Annotated in this window: 18 protein-coding genes and 1 riboswitch; of the genes, 6 read left to right on the top strand and 12 right to left on the bottom strand. The window is 46.7% G+C overall.

The annotated features are described in order from the left end of the window. The first annotated feature begins 58 nt into the window (after positions 1–58). Positions 59–721, top strand: coding sequence for an SDR family oxidoreductase (locus HCZ42_RS04465; protein WP_167419546.1), 663 nt, complete (start codon positions 59–61; stop codon positions 719–721). Between the two features lie 13 nt (positions 722–734). Here the strand turns inward: HCZ42_RS04465 and HCZ42_RS04470 are convergent, their stop codons facing one another. After that, the gene (locus HCZ42_RS04470) at positions 735–1,184 is read right to left on the bottom strand and encodes a low molecular weight protein-tyrosine-phosphatase (RefSeq protein WP_167419547.1); all 450 of its coding nucleotides are present in this window, start codon (positions 1,182–1,184) and stop codon (positions 735–737) included. 85 nt (positions 1,185–1,269) lie between these two features. On the opposite strand from HCZ42_RS04470, the gene cobO reads away from it, so the two are divergent. Next, entirely contained in the window at positions 1,270–1,875 is a 606-nt protein-coding gene (gene cobO, locus HCZ42_RS04475) for a cob(I)yrinic acid a,c-diamide adenosyltransferase (RefSeq protein ID WP_167419548.1), read from the top strand. Positions 1,876–1,949: 74 nt separating this feature from the next. Here the strand turns inward: cobO and HCZ42_RS04480 are convergent, their stop codons facing one another. The 3 genes from HCZ42_RS04480 to apbC all read right to left on the bottom strand — a co-directional run bounded on the left by HCZ42_RS04480 (position 1,950) and on the right by apbC (position 6,254). Then, a complete protein-coding gene (locus HCZ42_RS04480; RefSeq protein WP_167419549.1) occupies positions 1,950–4,079 on the bottom strand; it encodes an AsmA family protein in 2,130 nt (709 codons plus the stop codon). A gap of 152 nt (positions 4,080–4,231) precedes the next feature. After that, a complete protein-coding gene (gene udk, locus HCZ42_RS04485) occupies positions 4,232–4,873 on the bottom strand; it encodes a uridine kinase (protein ID WP_167419550.1) in 642 nt (213 codons plus the stop codon). Between the two features lie 307 nt (positions 4,874–5,180). Further along, entirely contained in the window at positions 5,181–6,254 is a 1,074-nt protein-coding gene (gene apbC, locus HCZ42_RS04490; RefSeq protein ID WP_167419551.1) for an iron-sulfur cluster carrier protein ApbC, read from the bottom strand. Between the two features lie 161 nt (positions 6,255–6,415). Between apbC and metG the strand changes: the two genes are divergently transcribed. Beyond that, the gene (metG, locus tag HCZ42_RS04495) at positions 6,416–8,491 is read left to right on the top strand and encodes a methionine--tRNA ligase (protein WP_167419552.1); all 2,076 of its coding nucleotides are present in this window, start codon (positions 6,416–6,418) and stop codon (positions 8,489–8,491) included. A 201-nt stretch (positions 8,492–8,692) separates the two neighbouring features. Continuing rightward, complete coding sequence (locus tag HCZ42_RS04500; RefSeq protein ID WP_167419553.1) at positions 8,693–9,508, top strand: hypothetical protein; 816 nt, start codon at positions 8,693–8,695, stop codon at positions 9,506–9,508. Positions 9,509–9,568: 60 nt separating this feature from the next. Here the strand turns inward: HCZ42_RS04500 and udp are convergent, their stop codons facing one another. The 3 genes from udp to HCZ42_RS04515 all read right to left on the bottom strand — a co-directional run bounded on the left by udp (position 9,569) and on the right by HCZ42_RS04515 (position 13,476). Then, positions 9,569–10,327 carry a uridine phosphorylase gene (gene udp / locus HCZ42_RS04505; protein WP_167419554.1) on the bottom strand — a complete coding sequence of 253 codons (759 nt, stop codon included), beginning with the start codon at positions 10,325–10,327 and terminating at the stop codon, positions 9,569–9,571. Positions 10,328–10,570: 243 nt separating this feature from the next. Next, positions 10,571–12,880 (bottom strand): zinc/cadmium/mercury/lead-transporting ATPase, encoded by a 2,310-nt coding sequence (locus HCZ42_RS04510; protein ID WP_167419555.1) that lies wholly within the window; start codon positions 12,878–12,880, stop codon positions 10,571–10,573. A gap of 176 nt (positions 12,881–13,056) precedes the next feature. Then, on the bottom strand, positions 13,057–13,476 hold the full coding sequence (locus HCZ42_RS04515) for a CBS domain-containing protein (protein WP_167419556.1): 420 nt from the start codon (positions 13,474–13,476) through the stop codon (positions 13,057–13,059). Between the two features lie 394 nt (positions 13,477–13,870). Between HCZ42_RS04515 and HCZ42_RS04520 the strand changes: the two genes are divergently transcribed. Beyond that, the gene (locus tag HCZ42_RS04520) at positions 13,871–14,830 is read left to right on the top strand and encodes a diguanylate cyclase domain-containing protein (RefSeq protein ID WP_439848983.1); all 960 of its coding nucleotides are present in this window, start codon (positions 13,871–13,873) and stop codon (positions 14,828–14,830) included. Between the two features lie 40 nt (positions 14,831–14,870). Here the strand turns inward: HCZ42_RS04520 and moaE are convergent, their stop codons facing one another. The 5 genes from moaE to moaA all read right to left on the bottom strand — a co-directional run bounded on the left by moaE (position 14,871) and on the right by moaA (position 17,656). Continuing rightward, positions 14,871–15,329 (bottom strand): molybdopterin synthase catalytic subunit MoaE, encoded by a 459-nt coding sequence (moaE, locus tag HCZ42_RS04525; protein WP_167419617.1) that lies wholly within the window; start codon positions 15,327–15,329, stop codon positions 14,871–14,873. Positions 15,330–15,331: 2 nt separating this feature from the next. Beyond that, positions 15,332–15,577, bottom strand: coding sequence for a molybdopterin synthase sulfur carrier subunit (gene moaD / locus HCZ42_RS04530; RefSeq protein ID WP_167419557.1), 246 nt, complete (start codon positions 15,575–15,577; stop codon positions 15,332–15,334). Continuing rightward, on the bottom strand, positions 15,577–16,053 hold the full coding sequence (moaC, locus tag HCZ42_RS04535) for a cyclic pyranopterin monophosphate synthase MoaC (RefSeq protein ID WP_053408280.1): 477 nt from the start codon (positions 16,051–16,053) through the stop codon (positions 15,577–15,579). The genes moaD and moaC overlap by 1 nt, the downstream gene beginning before the upstream one ends. A 12-nt stretch (positions 16,054–16,065) precedes the next feature. Then, positions 16,066–16,578, bottom strand: a complete 513-nt coding sequence (gene moaB / locus HCZ42_RS04540) for a molybdenum cofactor biosynthesis protein B (protein WP_053408281.1) — start codon at positions 16,576–16,578, stop codon at positions 16,066–16,068. An 88-nt stretch (positions 16,579–16,666) separates the two neighbouring features. Then, the gene (gene moaA, locus HCZ42_RS04545; protein WP_167419558.1) at positions 16,667–17,656 is read right to left on the bottom strand and encodes a GTP 3',8-cyclase MoaA; all 990 of its coding nucleotides are present in this window, start codon (positions 17,654–17,656) and stop codon (positions 16,667–16,669) included. Next, positions 17,645–17,778: riboswitch (molybdenum cofactor riboswitch) on the bottom strand. (Overlaps the previous gene by 12 nt.) Before the next feature lie 183 nt (positions 17,779–17,961). Here moaA and HCZ42_RS04550 point away from each other — a divergent pair. Beyond that, positions 17,962–18,849, top strand: coding sequence for a YvcK family protein (locus HCZ42_RS04550; RefSeq protein WP_167419559.1), 888 nt, complete (start codon positions 17,962–17,964; stop codon positions 18,847–18,849). Positions 18,850–18,858: the final 9 nt, after the last annotated feature.

The raw sequence follows: 18,858 nt of genomic DNA on the forward strand, positions 1-18,858 counted from the left end.
CATCCATCTACCATGATAGGTGAACAATAAAGTGTGGATTGGTCTTAGGGGAAAGCCAATGAATATTACTAATTCGGTAGTATTAATCACATCTGCCGGCTCTCAGCTCGGGAGCACACTCGCCTACCACTTTGCGACCTTAGGTGCGACGATAGTGCTATGTGATAAAGAGTCTTCCCAGTTCAATGACACCTACAAACTTTGTCATGAAGTCTCCTCTCATATCCATAAATTTCCGATCAATGACCATTCGATAGAGTCTGTTTCCGCTCTGTTTGAATATATTGATCATGAGCTGCACCGTTCACCAGACGTATTAATTAACGCCATCACGGTCGAAGCAATGCCAAACATCTTTGACCACGCCGCCAGTGATGCCTTTACACAGAGTCTTGCATTGATGGCCGCGACACTGTTTACCTTTGGCCAAGCGACCGCAGAACGTATGCGTGAAGAGAAGAAAAACGGTGTGATCGTCAATGTCATTTCACATAACGACTATCAAGATCTTTCCGGATTGGATAACGCGACTTCAATGGTTGCCGGTTTTACCCAAAGCTGGGCAAAACAACTGACACCATTCAACATTCGCGTTGGCGGTGTTGTCCCTGGGGTCGAAAAGAATTCACTCCACTGGGCAGAAATCAGAGACGAGCTAATCCGCAATACAGAGTACATCGTCTCGAATGACTATTTCAGTGGGCGGGTGATGGCTGCGTAGCCTTTCCCAAAGGCTATAAGCTTTTTAGTAATCGCTCGCTGGCATCTTCAATCAGATCCAACACCAGCTCGAATCCTTTGTCCCCACCATAGTAAGGATCGGGCACTTCATCATATTGGCTCTCTGCGTAGCTCAAAAATAACTTAAGTTTATGTTGATGCGCTTCCGGGCAGCGATTATGCAAATCCGCAAGGTTACTTTTGTCAGCCGCCAAAATTAAGTCAAAATCTTCGAAGTCAGCACGGGTGACTTGTCTAGCTCGAATGCCTCTAAACGAGTATCCACGCTTTTCCCCCGCCGCTTTAGAACGAGGATCCGGCGGATTCCCTTCGTGATAGCCTATGGTTCCAGCGGAATCCACTTCTACGTCGACGCCCAACTCATGAGCTTTAGCACGTAACACCGCCTCTCCCGTCGGCGAGCGGCAGATATTACCCATACAGACGACCAAAATTCTTTTCATAATTTCCCTTTAGAACCAATGGTTTTTGCGCTTAGCGGTATACGCTATGATAGGTGCAGTTTTGCTAAATTTAAAAGGATTTGCTATGTCGGCACAAGACAACAAAGAAGCCCGTCACAAAGCTCGCCAACAGAAAGTAAAAGAACAGGTGGATGCGCGTGTCGCGGCCGCTCAAGAAGAGAAAGGCCTGCTACTCATCATCACCGGAAACGGCAAAGGCAAGTCGACATCGGGCTTTGGTACCATCGCGCGTGCGGTAGGACACGGTCTAAAATGTTCAGTCGCGCAGTTTATTAAAGGCACTTGGGACAACGGTGAACGCAATCTACTAGAAAAGCTCGGCGTTGAGTTCCAAGTGATGGCGACTGGCTTTACGTGGGAAACCCAGAACAAAGCTGCCGATACCGAGGCAGCGCAAGGTGTCTGGCAAGAGTGTAAGCGCATGCTGCAAGACGACTCTATTGATGTCATCTTGTTTGACGAGCTAACTTATATGGTGAGCTACGGTTATATCGACTTAGACGAAGTGGTCGAAGCACTGAATAACCGCCCTAAAATGCAGTCCGTGGTGATTACTGGTCGCGGTGCGCACCGAACGCTAATTGAAATGGCCGATACCGTGTCAGAGGTGAAGAACGTTAAGCACGCTTTCGAATCTGGCGTAAAGGCACTCAAAGGTGTTGACTGGTAAACAACGACGAGCACAAGCCAAATAAAAAAGCGGCGTTCTTGGTTAAGAACGCCGCTTTTTCTATCTTAAGAATCTTAGTTGAAAAGACCTTTGATTAAGCTATCTACCGCTTCTTTGGTTTTCTCATCTTTGATTTTTTCGCCAAGCTTCTCGTCCAGTTTTTCTAGGCCGCGCTCAAGCTCTTTTTCCGCTTTCTGCTTCAACACATCATCAAAGACCAGCTTGAACTTAGGATCATCCCAGCTACCCGAGACATTGATTGGAATCGTCACATCGCGTAGCTCATCGATGTCTTTACCACCTTGGCCTTCCAGCGAACCAACCACAGAAGTGCTAACCGTAAAGTCGACATCTTGCTTAATGTAGTTAGCTTTACCTTTACCGCGAATACGCAGTAGTGGCGACTGCATGGTCATATCATTAGTCACGATGTTGCCTTTATCCAGTTTCAGTGTCGCCTTTAGCGCACTAAAGTCTGTCTTCTGAACGCCTTCTTTATCGTCCAGTTTTTGACCTTTGATTTTCGCGTAGTTGGTACGAATCATCTGAGCAACATTAATGCCGTTCACGGCACCATCGGCAAAGTTTACCAACACGGTACCCGCGAGGTTTTCTTGGATTGCACTCGGTTTGAGGCTACGACCAGCAAGGTTCATGTCGATGTTACCCGTCCCTTCCAATTTGTCGTTCTGCGCCACATCGATAAGTAGCGGTTGCACCAACACACCTTGGACACGGTTAACAATGCTGTAGGTCGCTGGCGATTTACGCGCGTCTAGCTTACCGCTTGCACTGATTGAACCTTGGTAAAGGTTTGAAGTGAATGATGTCAACTCCGCCACACCGCGGTTAACGCTGAAGCTGGCTTTCACGTTTTGCATCTTAGCGTTGTTCGCTTTGAACTTATCAATCTTGATATCGCCTTTAACATCCAGCGTTTTCAAAGCAGACAGGTCTGGTTCAACTTCTTCTTTCGCAGGTTGTTCGCCGCCCTTCGCTGTCGAACCTTCACCTGAACCCGACGCTTTTTCACCGCCTTGATTCATACCTAAGAACTCATCCAAATCAATATTTGGGCTATGAAGCGAGAAGCGTACTCTAGGAATATCGCCTAACGTAACGTCCGCTTTGCCGTCAAACTCCAGCGCGTTCGCCGTGAGCTTTTTAAGCACTAAAGCAAGGTGGCTGTTGGTCAGGTCAAAGGTAAGATCAGAGTTAAGTGCCACTTTCATTGGTGATTGCGGTAAAGAGTTACCTTCAAGGTTTGCCTCAAAATTCAGACCACCCATCTCGACTTTAGAGATCTCTTTATCAACCGTCAGTGACGCTGCACCTTTCATGTCGATCGCCAATTCAGCCGCTTGACCTTTTACTGAGTAAGTCAGCGCGTTGACTTTATCAAACTCAAACGTATCTAACGCTAGCTTGATGCTGTCCATTTTTGTCGCTGGGTCGCTAAAGCTGTTATCCAGTTTAATGTTGCGCAGCGCGTAGTCAGCCATGCCTTTGGCTAAACGGAACTCCGCTTCACCTTGTGTAGCAAACTTCTGTTGGTTGTTCTCGCCTTTTGCCGCAAACTCAACGTGAGTCCAACGGTCGAAGGCGAACTCAGATAAACTCAACGACACATCGAAAAGCTTCAGAGACGTACCGGCTTGCTTATCCAGAATTTCTACTGCCGCATTTGAAATGGTGACACCCGCAAGGTTAATACTCCATTCCTCGCCTTTCGCAGAGCTGTCTTCTGTCGTCTGCGCTGGCGCTTCAGAGGCTGCAGGCTGCGGTGTTTCTTCTGTCGTTTGTGCCGATTGTGCTTTGGTCAGGGCGTCGATGTTCTTCGTGCCGTCTTTCAGTGTTTCCATTGAGAATTCAGCACCGTCGAGCACAATATTACCGACCTCAAGTTGCTTACTCAGCAGTGGGGTCACCGACACTTCTACGACGACACTGTCCACTTTGAACATATTCGGTTTGCTAAACCCTTCTGGGTTACGCAATTCTGTTTTACCGATCTCTAGGCCGATCGCAGGGAAAAATTGCCAGCCGATATCACCTTCAATGACTAAATCTAAACCGGTCTGAGCCTTTGCCTGCTCAACAATTAGCGGCTTGAATTGATTTGGGTTTACCAGCAGAACCAGTGCAAGCAGCGCACCGATCACAGCAACAACAGGAATTGCAATAAATAGGAACAGTTTCTTCATCAGCATTATCCTTGCTTGGTGAGTGACGCGTGAGAAATACATCCACTCCAAGTATAAGTGGTCATTAAGAAATGTCTTAAAACCATAAAAAAAGTGGCACCTAAAGTGCCACTTATATTCAAAAAAATAAAGCGTTTAGCTCGAATTATAACTTAAGCTTTCAGAAGTTTTGCAATGTGAGCTTTCAGCACATCGATCGCAATACGGTTTTTGCCGCCACGAGGAACGATGATGTCCGCGTACTGTTTAGAAGGTTCAATAAATTGCATAAACATTGGACGAACCGTTTGTTGGTACTGTTTAAGTACCGATTCCATCGTACGACCACGTTCTTCAACGTCACGTTTGATACGGCGTAGCAGACAGATATCGAGTGGAGTGTCCATGAACACGGTCGCGTGCATGAGGTTACGAAGACGAGGGTCAGTCAGCAATAGAATGCCTTCTAGGATGATCACTTTCTTTGGTGTCATGGTGGTTGTTACTTCAGTACGAGTATGCTCTGAGTAGCTGTACTCTGGTACTTCAACCGCTTCACCTTTTGTCAATTTTTCAAGGTGTTCACAAAGCAGTTCATGGTCCATCGCGTTCGGGTGATCGTAGTTAGTTTTTACACGCTCTTCCATGCTCAAGTGGCTTTGATCGTTATAGTAGGAATCTTCCTTAATTACACCAATTTGATGATCGCCCACTTTTTCGCGTAGTTCATTGTAAATAGTACTAGCGATTAAACTTTTTCCTGAAGCAGACGCGCCAGCAATACCGACGATTACGCATTGATTATTATCAGACATTATTCTTGCACCCGATGAATTGAATTGGTGTCATAAGCTAATACTAGCAGTACGCTACTAAGCGCACATTGTATTAGTGTAAATTAGGTAAACCGCCTGATTATAGGGAGTTCGGGGGGGAGTTACTAGAGAGGATTAACGGTTTTATTCCAATTGGAATAACCAGATTTAAAGCAAACGATTACACTATATAAAAAGCAGAACTCGGTGCATAAGCCGATCGCAAAATCGCTGAAAGTTCCACCACCGTTTTCATCACTTGAGCGACGACATCAGCGGTGGAAATCAATCATAATCAGTGCAACGGCTATTCAACCATAGTAAACATGATCGAATCTGGCTTCTCTTTACCTTTCCAATACAGGCGTGCACACACTGACTGGGCAAGTTGCCTATATTGCTGAGCGTGTTCTGAATCTGGACGTGAAACAACGGTTGGTTTGCCGTTATCGATGTCTTCACGCATCGAGATATGCAGTGGGATTTGTGCGAGTAAGTCAAGTCCATATTCTTGAGACATTTTCTCTGCACCACCTGCACCAAAGATGTGCTCTTTCTCCCCGCAGTGACTGCAAATATGGTAGCTCATGTTTTCCACTAACCCGATGACGGGCACTTGGACTTTCTCAAACATCGCCGCGCCTTTACGTGCGTCTGCCAATGCAAGGTCTTGTGGCGTAGTTACAATCACAGCGCCGGTCACTGGGACTTGCTGCGCTAACGATAGCTGAATGTCACCCGTACCCGGTGGCATATCGATGATCAAATAGTCCAGCTCAGGCCATTCGGTTTCATTCAATAGCTGCGCTAATGCTTTAGCTGCCATTGGCCCGCGCCAAATTGCCGCTTCGTCTTTCGATACGAGGTAACCAATCGACTGAGTAAAGATGCCGTGCGCCGCGATTGGCTGCATCCACTTATTGTCTCGCACCTGTGGGCTAGCGTTCATTTCGCCCATCATCATCGGGACAGAAGGACCATAGATATCGGCATCCAACAAGCCGACTTTCGCTCCTGATTGAGCAATCGCAAGAGCCAAGTTAACTGATGTGGTCGATTTGCCGACACCACCTTTGGCAGACGTCACCGCGATGATGTTTTTCACCCCTTTGACTTCAGCCGCGACGTGGGTTTCTAGCGATTTAGGCTTAACCGCAATTTGGCATTCAAACGCGGGGGCAGCGCCTGCTTGTTGCTGGTTCGCAATCCAGTGAGATAACTCTTCGACCAGTGAATTGGCAGCAAATGGAATCGCAATTGCAAATCCTTGCGTTTCAACGCTGACGACATTTGGCTGTGAAGCCCATTGCTCTGTTAGGCATGGGTGTTGAAATTGGTTTAACCAATCACAAAAGTCTTGCTTTGAAGTGAACTGACGCATAGGTCCTCCTTTTGAGCACTATGCTACCACTAGCAAGGTCAGTACTGAACCCTGAAAAAACTAAGGTAATCACCCCTTTGACACCTTGGAGTTAATCAGCTCATGGGGTAGTATTATCCATCAAAAATTTTTATACCTATCAAGAAAAGCGAATATTAAGTATGGCAAACGATCCAAGAAACCTTCCTTCAAGGAAAATGCTGGTAACTTGTGCCCTTCCGTACGCTAACGGTTCGATTCACCTTGGTCATATGCTTGAACACATCCAAGCAGACATCTGGGTTCGTTACCAACGCCTACGTGGCAACACTGTAAACTTCATCTGTGCTGACGATGCTCACGGCACGCCAATCATGCTTAAAGCGCAACAGATGGGTATTACTCCTGAAGAAATGATTGCCGCAGTTAGCGAAGAACACCAGAAAGACTTTGCTGGCTTTGATATCAGCTTTGATAACTACCACAGCACGCACTCAGAAGAGAACCGCGAGCTGGCTTCGCACATCTACCTTGAACTGAAGAAAAACGGCTTTATTTCTAGCCGCACGATTTCTCAATTGTTTGATCCAGAAAAAGAGATGTTCCTGCCGGACCGTTTCGTAAAAGGTACCTGTCCGAAATGTAAGTCTGAAGACCAGTACGGTGACAACTGTGACAACTGTGGTGAGACTTACAGCCCGACAGAACTGATCAATCCGAAATCTGCCGTTTCTGGTGCAACTCCAGTCATGAAGGATTCTGAGCACTTCTTCTTCGACCTACCTCAGTTTGAAAGCATGCTAAAAGAGTGGACTCGCTCTGGCTCGCTACAAGCTGAAACTGCGAACAAGATGCAAGAGTGGTTTGAATCTGGTCTGCAACAGTGGGATATCTCACGTGATGCGCCTTACTTTGGTTTCGAGATCCCAGGTGAGAAGAACAAATTCTTCTACGTATGGCTAGACGCACCTATCGGTTACATGGGCTCTTTTAAAAACCTGTGTGACAAGCGTGACGACCTAGACTTCGATGAGTACTGGAACAAAGACAGCTCAGCAGAGCTTTACCATTTCATCGGTAAAGACATCGTTTACTTCCACAGCCTATTCTGGCCTGCAATGCTAGAGGGTTCTGGTTTCCGCAAGCCGAACAACGTATTCGTCCACGGTTACGTAACGGTGAACGGCGCGAAAATGTCTAAGTCTAAAGGTACCTTCGTCAAAGCGAGCACTTACCTAGAGCACCTAGACCCAGAATGTCTACGTTACTACTACGCAGCGAAGCTAAACAGCCGTATCGACGACCTAGACCTTAACCTTGAAGACTTCACTCAGCGCGTAAACGCTGACGTTGTGAACAAGATCGTTAACCTAGCATCACGTAACGCGGGCTTCATCGCAAAACGTTTTGAAGGCAAGCTGTCTGACAACTTTGCAGAGCCTGAGCTGTACAACGAGTTCGTAGCTGCTGCTGACCGTATTGCTGAGCTTTACGAAACGCGTGAATTTGGCCGTGCAATTCGTGAAATCACCGCACTGGCTGACAAAGCAAACCAATACGTTGACGAAAAAGCACCGTGGGTTGTCGCGAAAGAAGAAGGTAAAGATCAGGAACTACAAGAAATCTGTTCTGTCGGTATCAACCTGTTCCGCGTACTGATGACTTACCTAAAACCAGTGATGCCAGCACTTGCTGCGCGTACTGAAGCGTTCCTAAACCAAGAACTGACATGGGAAAACATCGCTGCACCTCTAACGGCTCACGAGATCACTAAGTTCAAAGCACTGTTCAACCGTATTGATCCTAAGAACATCGAAGCGATGATCGAAGCGTCAAAAGAAGATGCGGCGGCAGAAATGGCAGCGAAAGAAAAAGCCGAAGCGGAAAAGAACAAGGCTAGCCAAACTGAGCTAGACAAAGATCCTATCGCTGAAGAGATTGAGTTCGACGCTTTTGCTGCAGTAGATATGCGTATCGCTCGCATCATCTCTTGTGAAGAAGTGCCAAAAGCAAACAAACTGCTTAAGTTCCAATTGGATATTGGTGGTGAAACTCGTCAAGTGTTCTCTGGCATCAAGTCAGCGTACAAACCTGAAGAGCTAGAAGGCAAGCTCACCGTCATGGTCGCTAACCTAAAACCTCGTAAGATGAAGTTTGGTATGTCTGAAGGCATGATCCTAGCCGCTGGCCCTGGTGGTAGCGAGCTATGGATTCTTGAGCCACACGAAGGCGCTCAGCCTGGTATGCGCGTAATGTAATTCGCCAACCAATCCATAACCTCTCAATCCCTGCCTTATGGCGGGGGTTTTTTTTTTCACTCACCTCTATAGTTCTTTGTTGCACCAATTTTTCTCTCAAAATTAGGACCGTAGAATATAAACTATTGATTTAAAATCAATAAAAACATGGCACTAATACTGCTCTGCTCTTTGTAGCGACTAAATAACAAGGAGTTGGTTATGTTCGTGCTTATTTCAATCAGTATTTCTCTCATCATTTTGGCGGGTCTTTTTCACTTTTCTAAACAGCGCCAATCATCACTGAAGCGCAAGTACGAAATCTTAGTTCTGCTGCGCCAACTGTTGTTACTTAGCCGACAACATCGTTCGATCACCCATCTGATTCTGAGCAAGACCGACAAGTTTGACATGACACCACAGCTAGAGGAAACCTACGATTCGATGATGGCAAAGTCGAGCGAGCTGATCGCTATCGCTCACTTTGAGAACAAACCTATGTACCGGATTTTGCAGCTTAAGCTTAAGTCACTCAATAAAGATTGGCAGAATAATTCGGTTGCCCGTAATCAGGTAGTACACGGCAAAACCATCCGTCACTGTTTATTCTTAATGGATGAAATTGCGATTGCTTGGTTGATCGAGTCGGGTCGAGAAGATTTGAGTGATGAGTACCACCTCAACTGGCAGCAGGTTCTCGACAGTATGGAAGTGCTGACACAGCTACGAATTGCCATTCAGGATTGCCACTATCCGGAAGGCATGCTGAGAGTGAAATACTACTGTGAGAAAATGAAGCGTAAGCTCAACCAGATGTCGATCATCAGCCCGCTAGCGTTAGCGTCTCCAGTCAGCTCAAAGTCGATGCACATGCTGACCGAAATTGGTTCGTGTAATGAGATTACGATGGAGGTGAGAGAGTTGTATTTATTGACTACCGACATCTCTTTGATCATCTCGCAGGTCTATGACCAAATGTTGTCGGATATGACAGAGAGCTTGTATCAACCGTTGCCCAGAGTAGCCTTCAGTGGTTAACCAACATGCATAAAAAAACAGCCACCCAAGGGCGGCTGTTTTCTGTAATCTTTAGAGTAATTAAAGCATTTTACGTGCTGCTTCAACAACCACTTTGATTGAACGAGCTTCTGTCTCTTTTAGCGTTGCGTGGTCAGGGATCTCTTTCTGTGTACGGTTGATGATGACACCAGCAACACAACCCGCTTTAAGACCAGAGCTTGCACACATTGTCAGTAGCGTTGCAGACTCCATTTCGAAGTTCAACACGCCCATGTCTTGCCACTCTTTCATAGAGCCTTGGAAACGCTTAACTACGCGACCAGAGAAGGTATCGTAACGCTCTTGACCTGGGTAGAAAGTATCACTTGAAGCTGTCACACCCATGTGAACTGCTGCGCCTGATTCTTCAACTGCCGCTTTCATTGCTGTCGCAACTTCAAAGTCAGCAACTGCAGGGAATTCCATTGGAGCAAAGTGTAGGCTCGCACCGTCTAAACGAACAGAACCTGTGGTAACGATCATATCGCCAACGTTTACGTCTGGTTGAATCGCGCCAGTCGTACCAACACGCAGGAATGTACGTACACCAAGCTGAGCAAGCTCTTCAACAGCAATCGAGGTTGATGGACCACCAATACCTGTTGAACAAACGACAACTGGTTTACCATCCAATTCAGCGCGGTAAAGCGTGTATTCACGGTGGCTTGCTAAAAATACTGGATTTTCCATTTCTTCAGCGATTTTTTGAACACGCGCTGGGTCACCAGGAATGATTGCTAATGTTGCACCAGCAAGATCCGCTTCAGTAACACCTAGGTGGAAAACAGCTTGAGACATAGGGGGCTCCTTATTTCGGCAAGTCGAACCGTATGTTCTATTCGCTTGCTCTATACATTCATCGGGTACAGAGCTTACTCTAGCCGACTCAGCATTGCCTTATAGTGATCAACCTCACAATGGCAATCGCAAAACACATAACAATTACACGCAAAACAAGCATTGATCACACTTTGTCGTGTTTTATCGAAAAGCGTTGCATAAAAAACAGCCCCAGAATCAAATTCATGGGGCTGATAGTCTTTATGCGTTTGACTGAGACTTAAACTTCAACAAGCGCAACGCGTTCAAAGTGACAATGGCTGTCGCCCCACTATCTGCTAACACCGCGACCCAAAGGCCAGTGATACCAAGCAAACTTGTCACCAAGAACACGCTTTTTAAGCCAAGTGCCAAGGTAATATTTTGACGGATATTCTTCAGCGTAGCGCGGGACAGTTCAATCATACCCGCAAGTTCAACCAATCGGTTGTGAGTAATCGCAGCATCCGCAGTTTCAAGCGCTACGTCAGTGCCGCCTCCCATCGCAATACCAATACTGGATGCTTTCATTGCTGGCGCGTCGTTGATGCCGTCACCCACCATGGCGACATTGGCGTGTTGAGAAAGCTGCTCAACATAGTTCACTTTGTCTTGTGGCAACAGACTCGCTTTGAAATCAATTCCGATCATAGAGCTGATTGCTTGCGCGCTGCGAGGGTTATCGCCAGTCAACATCACGGCGTTGATACCCAAGTTTTTCAGCGCTTCAACAGCCTGTGCCGAATCTTCTCTTAATGTATCTTGCCACGCGACGATACCAATTGGCGTTTGCTCTTCTTCAACAACAACGACGACGGTTTTACCACTGTCTTCCAACTGCTGAACTTGTTGTTCAAGGTCAGCGCTAATTGCAATGCTGAGCTTACTCGGAGCAACCGCATGGTAACGAACACCATCAACCACACCAGTGACACCACTACCCACCAGCGCTTGTTTGTCATCGGCTTCTGGAATATCGATATTCAGTTGCTTCGCTCTATTAACTAGAGATACAGCAAGCGGGTGGCTAGATCCGACTTCAATAGCAGCCACTTTGGCGAGTAGATCTGAACCATCCCAGCCATGTAACGCCACCAAGTCTGTGACTTCCGGCTTGCCCTGCGTGAGCGTGCCGGTTTTATCAAACGCGACTGTTTGCACTTTACCCAACTGCTCTAACGCTGCACCGCCTTTGATCAGCGCGCCGCGACTGGCCGCTGCGGCTAACCCAGAAGTAATTGCCGCTGGCGTAGAGATAACCAACGCGCAAGGACAAGCAATCAGCAGCAATGCTAATCCGCGGTAGACCCATGTTTCCCATGGCTGCGCGAAAAACATTGGCGGTACGACAATCACTAACAGCGAAATCACCATCATTAACGGCGTGTACCAACGACTGAATTTATCCAAGAAACGTTCAAGTGGTGCTTTGCGTGATTCCGCTTCTTCAATCAAATGGAGAATACGATCGATAGCGTTTTCACCTTGTTTAGAGGTAATGGTTAAACGAACTACACGGTCGACCACCACAGCGCCAGCCATTACGCCCTCGCCTTCCGATCTGTCTACCGGTACTGATTCGCCCGTCAACGCACTTTCATCAAAACTGGCAACGCCCTCGTTCAAACGGCCATCTGCCGGCAATCGAGAACCAGGCGAGACTTCAATAATGTCTCCAGGTTGCAACTCACTGGCGCTTACTTCAATGCGCTGGCTATCTACGATTTTGATTGCGTTTTCGGGTACCAATTCCATCAAAGCTTGCACACCACTACGTGCTTTGGAGGCGGCAAATGCTTCAAGCTGCTCACCAATAAGGAACAGCAGTAACACCATCGCAGCTTCGACGGTCTCACCTAAATACAATGCACCGATCGCTGCGACACTCATTAGAGTTTCAATCGCAAACGGTGTGCCCGATTTTGCTAACGCAATCGCTTTTCGTCCAATCGGATACAGACCCGCCAAACAGGTGAAGATAAACATCCATTCACTCACCAAAGGGAAAACTGGCGAAATCATTGCGGCAACAGCCATCGCGGAGGCTATTGCGATAATCTTGGAATTTTGCACCACCACACTCTTCCAACCGGATGGTTTGGGTGCTTTGGGCGTCGATGTTGGGGCTTGGAACGTAAACCCAGTATCTAAAATGGCTTGCTCGACTAAGCTCGCAACACCTGAGTGGCTGGCATTAATGATCAGCTTTTCGGTCGTAAACAGAACTTTGGCTTCCACAACGCCTTCCACTTTGTTGACCGCGGTTTCTATTTTTCGTGCGCAAGATGGACAATCCATCCCGTCGATTTTCCAGCTATGGGTTAAGCCGTTGGTCGAAAGCAGTTTGGGGTCGCTTTCCTCATCGCTATGCTCCCCCCCGCTGCTACAACTGGTCGATGAACAGCAATCCGATGGTACAGCGCTAACGCCCGCTTGTTTGATAGAAGTGATCTTCGGGCTAGAACAAGAACTTGTTTGTGATGGATTTAGCGCGACTTTCTCAGAGCGGCATGCTTGGTGTTTTGTGCACATAGTATACTCTCCATTTGATGTACACCCTTAGCATAAACCTTGGAGTCTACTCTAAGGTCAAACACTTTTTTTAATTTCTACTGAGATTTTGCTCTCGATGCTAGCGATTTAGACTCACGCCCAAAGATAAAAACAAAAAAGGCGCTCTCGGCGCCGTTTTTGTCACAACTCAAGCTCTAAACTGGATGTTTGAAGCACTCGTTGATGTTTTTACCAATCGCGCGCAACACATCTCGTCGGGTAATAATGCCGACCAGCTTCTTGTTATCATCGATTACTGGATACACTTTAGGCTTAGCTTGAGTCATCATTTCTGCCAATGCGATGATTGACGTATCAGGCCCTACTGAGAGCACTCCAGGATGCATACAGTCTCTGACGATATGAGTGTCTTGGCAGTAGTATGACACTTTCAGTAGTTTCTCGAGTAAATCTTGGCCCGATAGAAAACCAATTACTTTCTTGTTTTCATCGATTACCGGCCCACCTAAATATCTTGAATCCAGAACCTTGTGAAGTGCGGCACTTAATGACATATCAGGAGTGAAAGTCACCGCTTGTAGTGTCATATAGTCTTTTACTTTTAATGATTCCATTGCTTTCTCCTTAACGCACCAGTCACACTGGGTATAAGGTAATTGTTGTCTAATTTCTTGATTTTACTAAATGGAAATCGCCAATTTTTACAATCGTTCTAAACTATCAATCAAAAGCAGTAGCCCAATAGTCAAGGTTTCAACAAGGATTGAGCACGTTTCACGTTTGCCAATATCTCAAAAATAAGACGCGGCGAAAAAAATCCAACCCCGAGAGCGACAAGTATCTATATTTATCTCAACATCTAACAATCCATTCGTCACAATAATAAGACTGGAGGCATATAATAATTCACCGTTAGAATCATGACATTATTTTGACGACCTTAACTACTGCTTTATCGAAACTGTCTAAACTATAAGTAGTACTCTCGTTGGCTGTAAGGATATTTGAGTGAGTTCAACCCTATTAGAGGCGATTGCCGACAACCCTGAAATGATTCACATGGTGTTTGACGCGGTTCCAGAACCGACCTATCTCATCGATAAGTCAGGGACCTATATAGATGCATGGGGAGGTAAAAATGCCAAGTGCCACCATAATCCAGAGGTCTTGATTGGACTGACACAACACCAAGTATTACCTTTAGAAACTGCCGAACGGTTTTACCAAATCATTGTCGAAGTCATCGATAGCGGACAAGCTACTGAGCTCGAGTACTCGCTTGATCCAAAAGAAATCTCCTGTTTTGAAGGCATCGATGGACCGACCGAACCACAATACTTTAGTGCGTTTGTTATCCCTTTGCCTAATGCCCCTTTTGTTCTTTGGACCGTACGAAACATTACTGAATATAAGCTCGCGTTGGAGCAATTTGCGCACCAACAGGCTGAACTGGAAAAGCTCACTCATAAAGACCACCTGACCCAACTTTATAATCGATACGCATTAGACTCCTTGTTGCCCGCTGCGTTTGACTCAACCAAAGCACAAGACACGAGTTCCGCAATCTTAATGATAGATATCGACTGTTTTAAGCAATTTAACGACTATTACGGTCACTTACGCGGGGATGATGCGTTGAAAACCGTCGCCAATGCGATTCTCACTTGGGCTACGCCGCAAGATCTTTGCTTTCGTTATGGTGGAGATGAGTTTTTGATTTATATGACAGGGGTGTCTCAAGCCGAGTCCTATTACCGCGCAGAGTGCCTGAGACAAGCAATTCTCGGGTTAAATATTTCTCATAGCGGGTCAAGTGTTGCAAAGCAGTTGACCATTACAATTGGCATGCAGTTTTGCGCCTCGGTGACAAGGGAAAAGAGCGCTGAACAGATCGTCGCAATTGCAGATAAAGCGCTGTTTTTCGCCAAAAATAGGCAACGTGGCAGTATCCATCAGCTCAATGAATAGCGATAAAAAAACGCTCTCAGTATGAGAGCGTTTTGATGTTTTATTTAGACTGCCAGCGCTCGGCCGCTTTGGCATCTGAGTCTCGAGACTCAACCCAACGCGTCGCCTCTGTCGTGCGTTCTTTCTTCCAGAATGGCGCTTTGGTTTTTAGGTAGTCCATGATGAACTCACACGCTTCAAATGCTGCACCTCGGTGCGCACTCGATACGCCGACAAATACGATTTGCTCACCGATATCTAAGTCACCTACGCGGTGGATGACGCGCACTTTAAGCAGTGGCCAACGTTTTTCTGCTTCATCACAGATTTCCATCAGCGCTTTTTCTGTCATCCCTGGGTAGTGTTCCAGCGACAAACCAGTCACGTTATCACCAAGGTTCATGTCACGTACCTTGCCGATGAATGTCACGACTGCGCCAGATGCGGAGCCTTGAGATAAACCTTCGTACTCAGCACCAACCGAAAAATCGTCAAATTGAACCGAAACTCGTGAATCCATCATTAGCCACCTGTTACCGGAGGAAAAAATGCGACTTCATCACCATCAGACAAAGCGTGTTCCAGAGGAACAATAGATTGGTTTACGGCTGCCAGTAGTTTGCCTGATTCAAGCGCGAGGTCCCATTTGCCTTCTTGATTTGCCAAATACGCTCTGAGCGCTTCAACCGTTTCAAACTCGGCTGGCACTTCCATCTCGTCGATGCCAACGAGTTCGCGAGTTTGCGCAAAAAATAGAACTTTAATCATTATTCCGCCTTAAAGTGACCCGACTTGCCGCCTGTCTTCTCCAACAAACGAACCTGACCAATCACCATATCTTTCTGTACCGCTTTACACATGTCATAGATGGTCAATGCGGCGACCGATGCTGCCGTCAACGCTTCCATCTCAACACCGGTTTTACCCGCCAGTTTGCACACCGATTCAATGCGCACTTTGTTTTCTGCTTCAATCGCTTCAAGTTGCACTTCCACTTTTGATAGCAGCAACGGGTGACAAAGCGGGATCAAATCCCACGTTTTCTTCGCCGCTTGGATGCCCGCGATACGCGCTGTAGCGAAAACATCACCCTTATGGTGTTGGCCTGAAACGATCAATTGCAGGGTTTCAGGTGCCATATGAACAAACGCTTCTGCGCGAGCTTCACGCACGGTTTCTGCTTTTGCCGACACGTCCACCATGTTGGCTTCACCAGAGGCATTAATATGAGTAAATTGGCTCATAACAATCCCCGCTTATACCGCTAGGTGAGGCATAAAGTTACAAGGACGATGGCTTGCATCCAACTGCTGCTTGATGATCTTAGTCCAGCCAGTACGACAAGCGCCCGTAGAACCTGGCATAGCAAAAATCACCGTGTGGTTAGCAAAACCAGCAATAGCACGAGACTGAATGGTTGATGTGCCGATTTCTTCGTAAGACACCATGCGGAACAACTCACCGAAACCTTCAACTTCTTTATCGAATAGTGGTTTAAGCGCTTCAGGCGTGCTGTCACGTGAAGTAAATCCAGTACCGCCAGTGATCATGACCGCTTGTACGTTTTCATCGGCAATCCACTGAGAGACAATTGCACGGATCTTGTACATGTCATCGATAACAATTTGTTTATCGACCACGTTGTGACCCGCTTCTTGTGCGTGTTCAACCAAGTAACGACCCGAGGTATCGTTCTCTTCAGTACGAGTATCCGACACGGTGAGTACTGCGATGTTTGCTGGTTGGAATTTACTTTCTGCGTGACCCATTTGTTCACCTACCTACTTCAAATAGTTTGCTTCTGCCGAGCCAGTGCTTGGCGAAATTAATGTGTATGACGTATTTGCTTGGCCGCTACTAACCACCGATTGACGCAAGATGTGGCGTCATACCGGAGTTGCCGTCATGAAGAAAATGACTGACAGATTTGGTTTGTAGTTGACCTTGAATTCTTTGGATTAATGCGGCTTCTTGCGTGTCTTGTTGCAGCAAATCGCGCAACTCTACGCCGTGGTCGCCGAACAGACACAAGTGCAGCTTACCCGTCGCAGAAACGCGCAGGCGATTACAGCTTTCACAGAAGTCTTTCTCGTACGGCATGATCAGACCGATCTCACCTTGATAATCTGGATGGACAAATACCTGCGCCGGACCATCATTGTTGGCTTTCACTTTCAACAGCCAGCCATTAGCAATCAACTGATTACGGATGCCAACACCAGAGACATGGTGCTTTTGGAACAGCTCATCCATCTCACCGGTTTGCATCAGTTCGATAAAACGCAGCTGAATTGGTCGGTCTTTGATCCAGTTAAGAAAGGCTGGCAGTTCGTGAGAGTTTAGATCTTTCATCAAAACCACATTCACTTTGACCTGTTCGTAGCCCACTTCAAACGCGCGGTCGATGCCTGACATGACTTGAGAGAATTTATTCTCACCAGTAATTTGATGGAACATTCTTGGGTCAAGGCTATCCACGCTCACATTGATATGTGTTAAGCCTGCTTGCTTCCAGTCAGCGACTTGCTTTTCCATACGATAGCCGTTGGTTGTCGTCGCCACTTTATTGATGCCGTTGGTTTCAGCCACGGTGTGGATGATATCGGTGAAGTCTTTGCGCAAGCTAGGTTCGCCACCCGTAATACGCACTTTTGACGTGCCACAATCTGCGAATGCGCGGACTACGCGTTTAATTTCTGGAAGCGATAAAAAGGACGAGTTTTTCTGCCCCGAAGGCTTGTAGCCATCAGGCAAGCAGTAAGTACATTTAAAGTTACAAACATCTGTAACGGAAAGACGCAAGTAATAAAACTTGCGATGGAATCTATCTTCGAATTGTTGCGCCACGGAACACCTTTCCAAACACGGGAGGCACAATCATTTCCAACTATGCCCTTGTGACAACTTGTCACTGGCTCAGCAAGCTTATTCATTTGAACTTAGCTGGATGAGCTCGGAGTTATGGCAATCGCCTTAAGTACAAATAACTTTAAAAGACGACAGCTGATACATAAAATACTTAATAATTGTGCGTGCTTCTACCCTAAACGTCAAAAAAACATACTTGAAGCCCAAAATACCCCCTACTGAGTATCAGATATGAATGTAATACTCTAAATTGTGGTTAGTTTTGAAAAAATAAGAAGATATTAATGACTCTGTACTCATCAAAACGGGTCGTCGCGATTGGCGGTGGCCACGGTCTTGGCCGTATGCTTGCGGCACTAAAAGACTTCGGTAACAACGCCACGGGCATTGTCGCCACAACAGATAACGGCGGCTCAACGGGTCGAATTCGTAATTGTCAGGGCGGCATCGCTTGGGGCGATACCCGCAACTGTATTAACCAGCTCATCACCGAACCATCCATCAGCTCGATGATGTTTGAATACCGTTTTAAAGGCTCTGGTGAGCTCGACGGTCATAACCTCGGTAACTTGATGCTAACTGCGCTGGATAACCTATCAGTCCGTCCGTTAGACGCAACCAATCTAATTCGCAACATGTTAAAAGTGGACGTCAATATCATCCCGATGTCTGAGCACCCTTCTGACTTACGTGCTCTAGCGCCTGACGGTAAATGGGTCACGGGCGAAACCAGTGTTGACGAAATGCCAGACAAGTTGGTGCGTTTGGATTTAGAACCTGAAGTGCCAGCGACCAAAGAAGGTGTGATAGCGATTGAACAAGCGGATGCGATTATTTTGGGACCAGGTAGCTTTTTAACCAGTATTATGCCGCCACTGCTTTTGCCGGAAATAGGTCGAGCAATTGCCAATAACCACAAGGCGCAACTGATCTTCGTAGAGAACTTATCTCCGGAATTTGGTCCTGCTGGCAAAATGACACTTCAGGAAAAATTGGAATGGTGCGAGCGTTCGTGCAGAGGCAGAAGAATTGATGTGGTTCTGGGTGACGAGCCTCACCCAGAACTTGCTGAATGGAATTGCGTGACGACGCCACTGGCATCACCAAACCGAGATTGGCGACACGACCGCGCTAAGCTACAACACGCCATCGAGTCACTACTCGGCGACTAAAAACTATCG

Origin of the sequence: Vibrio hepatarius (assembly GCF_011806575.1) — a bacterium.
In the GTDB taxonomy this organism is placed as follows: domain Bacteria; phylum Pseudomonadota; class Gammaproteobacteria; order Enterobacterales; family Vibrionaceae; genus Vibrio; species Vibrio hepatarius_A.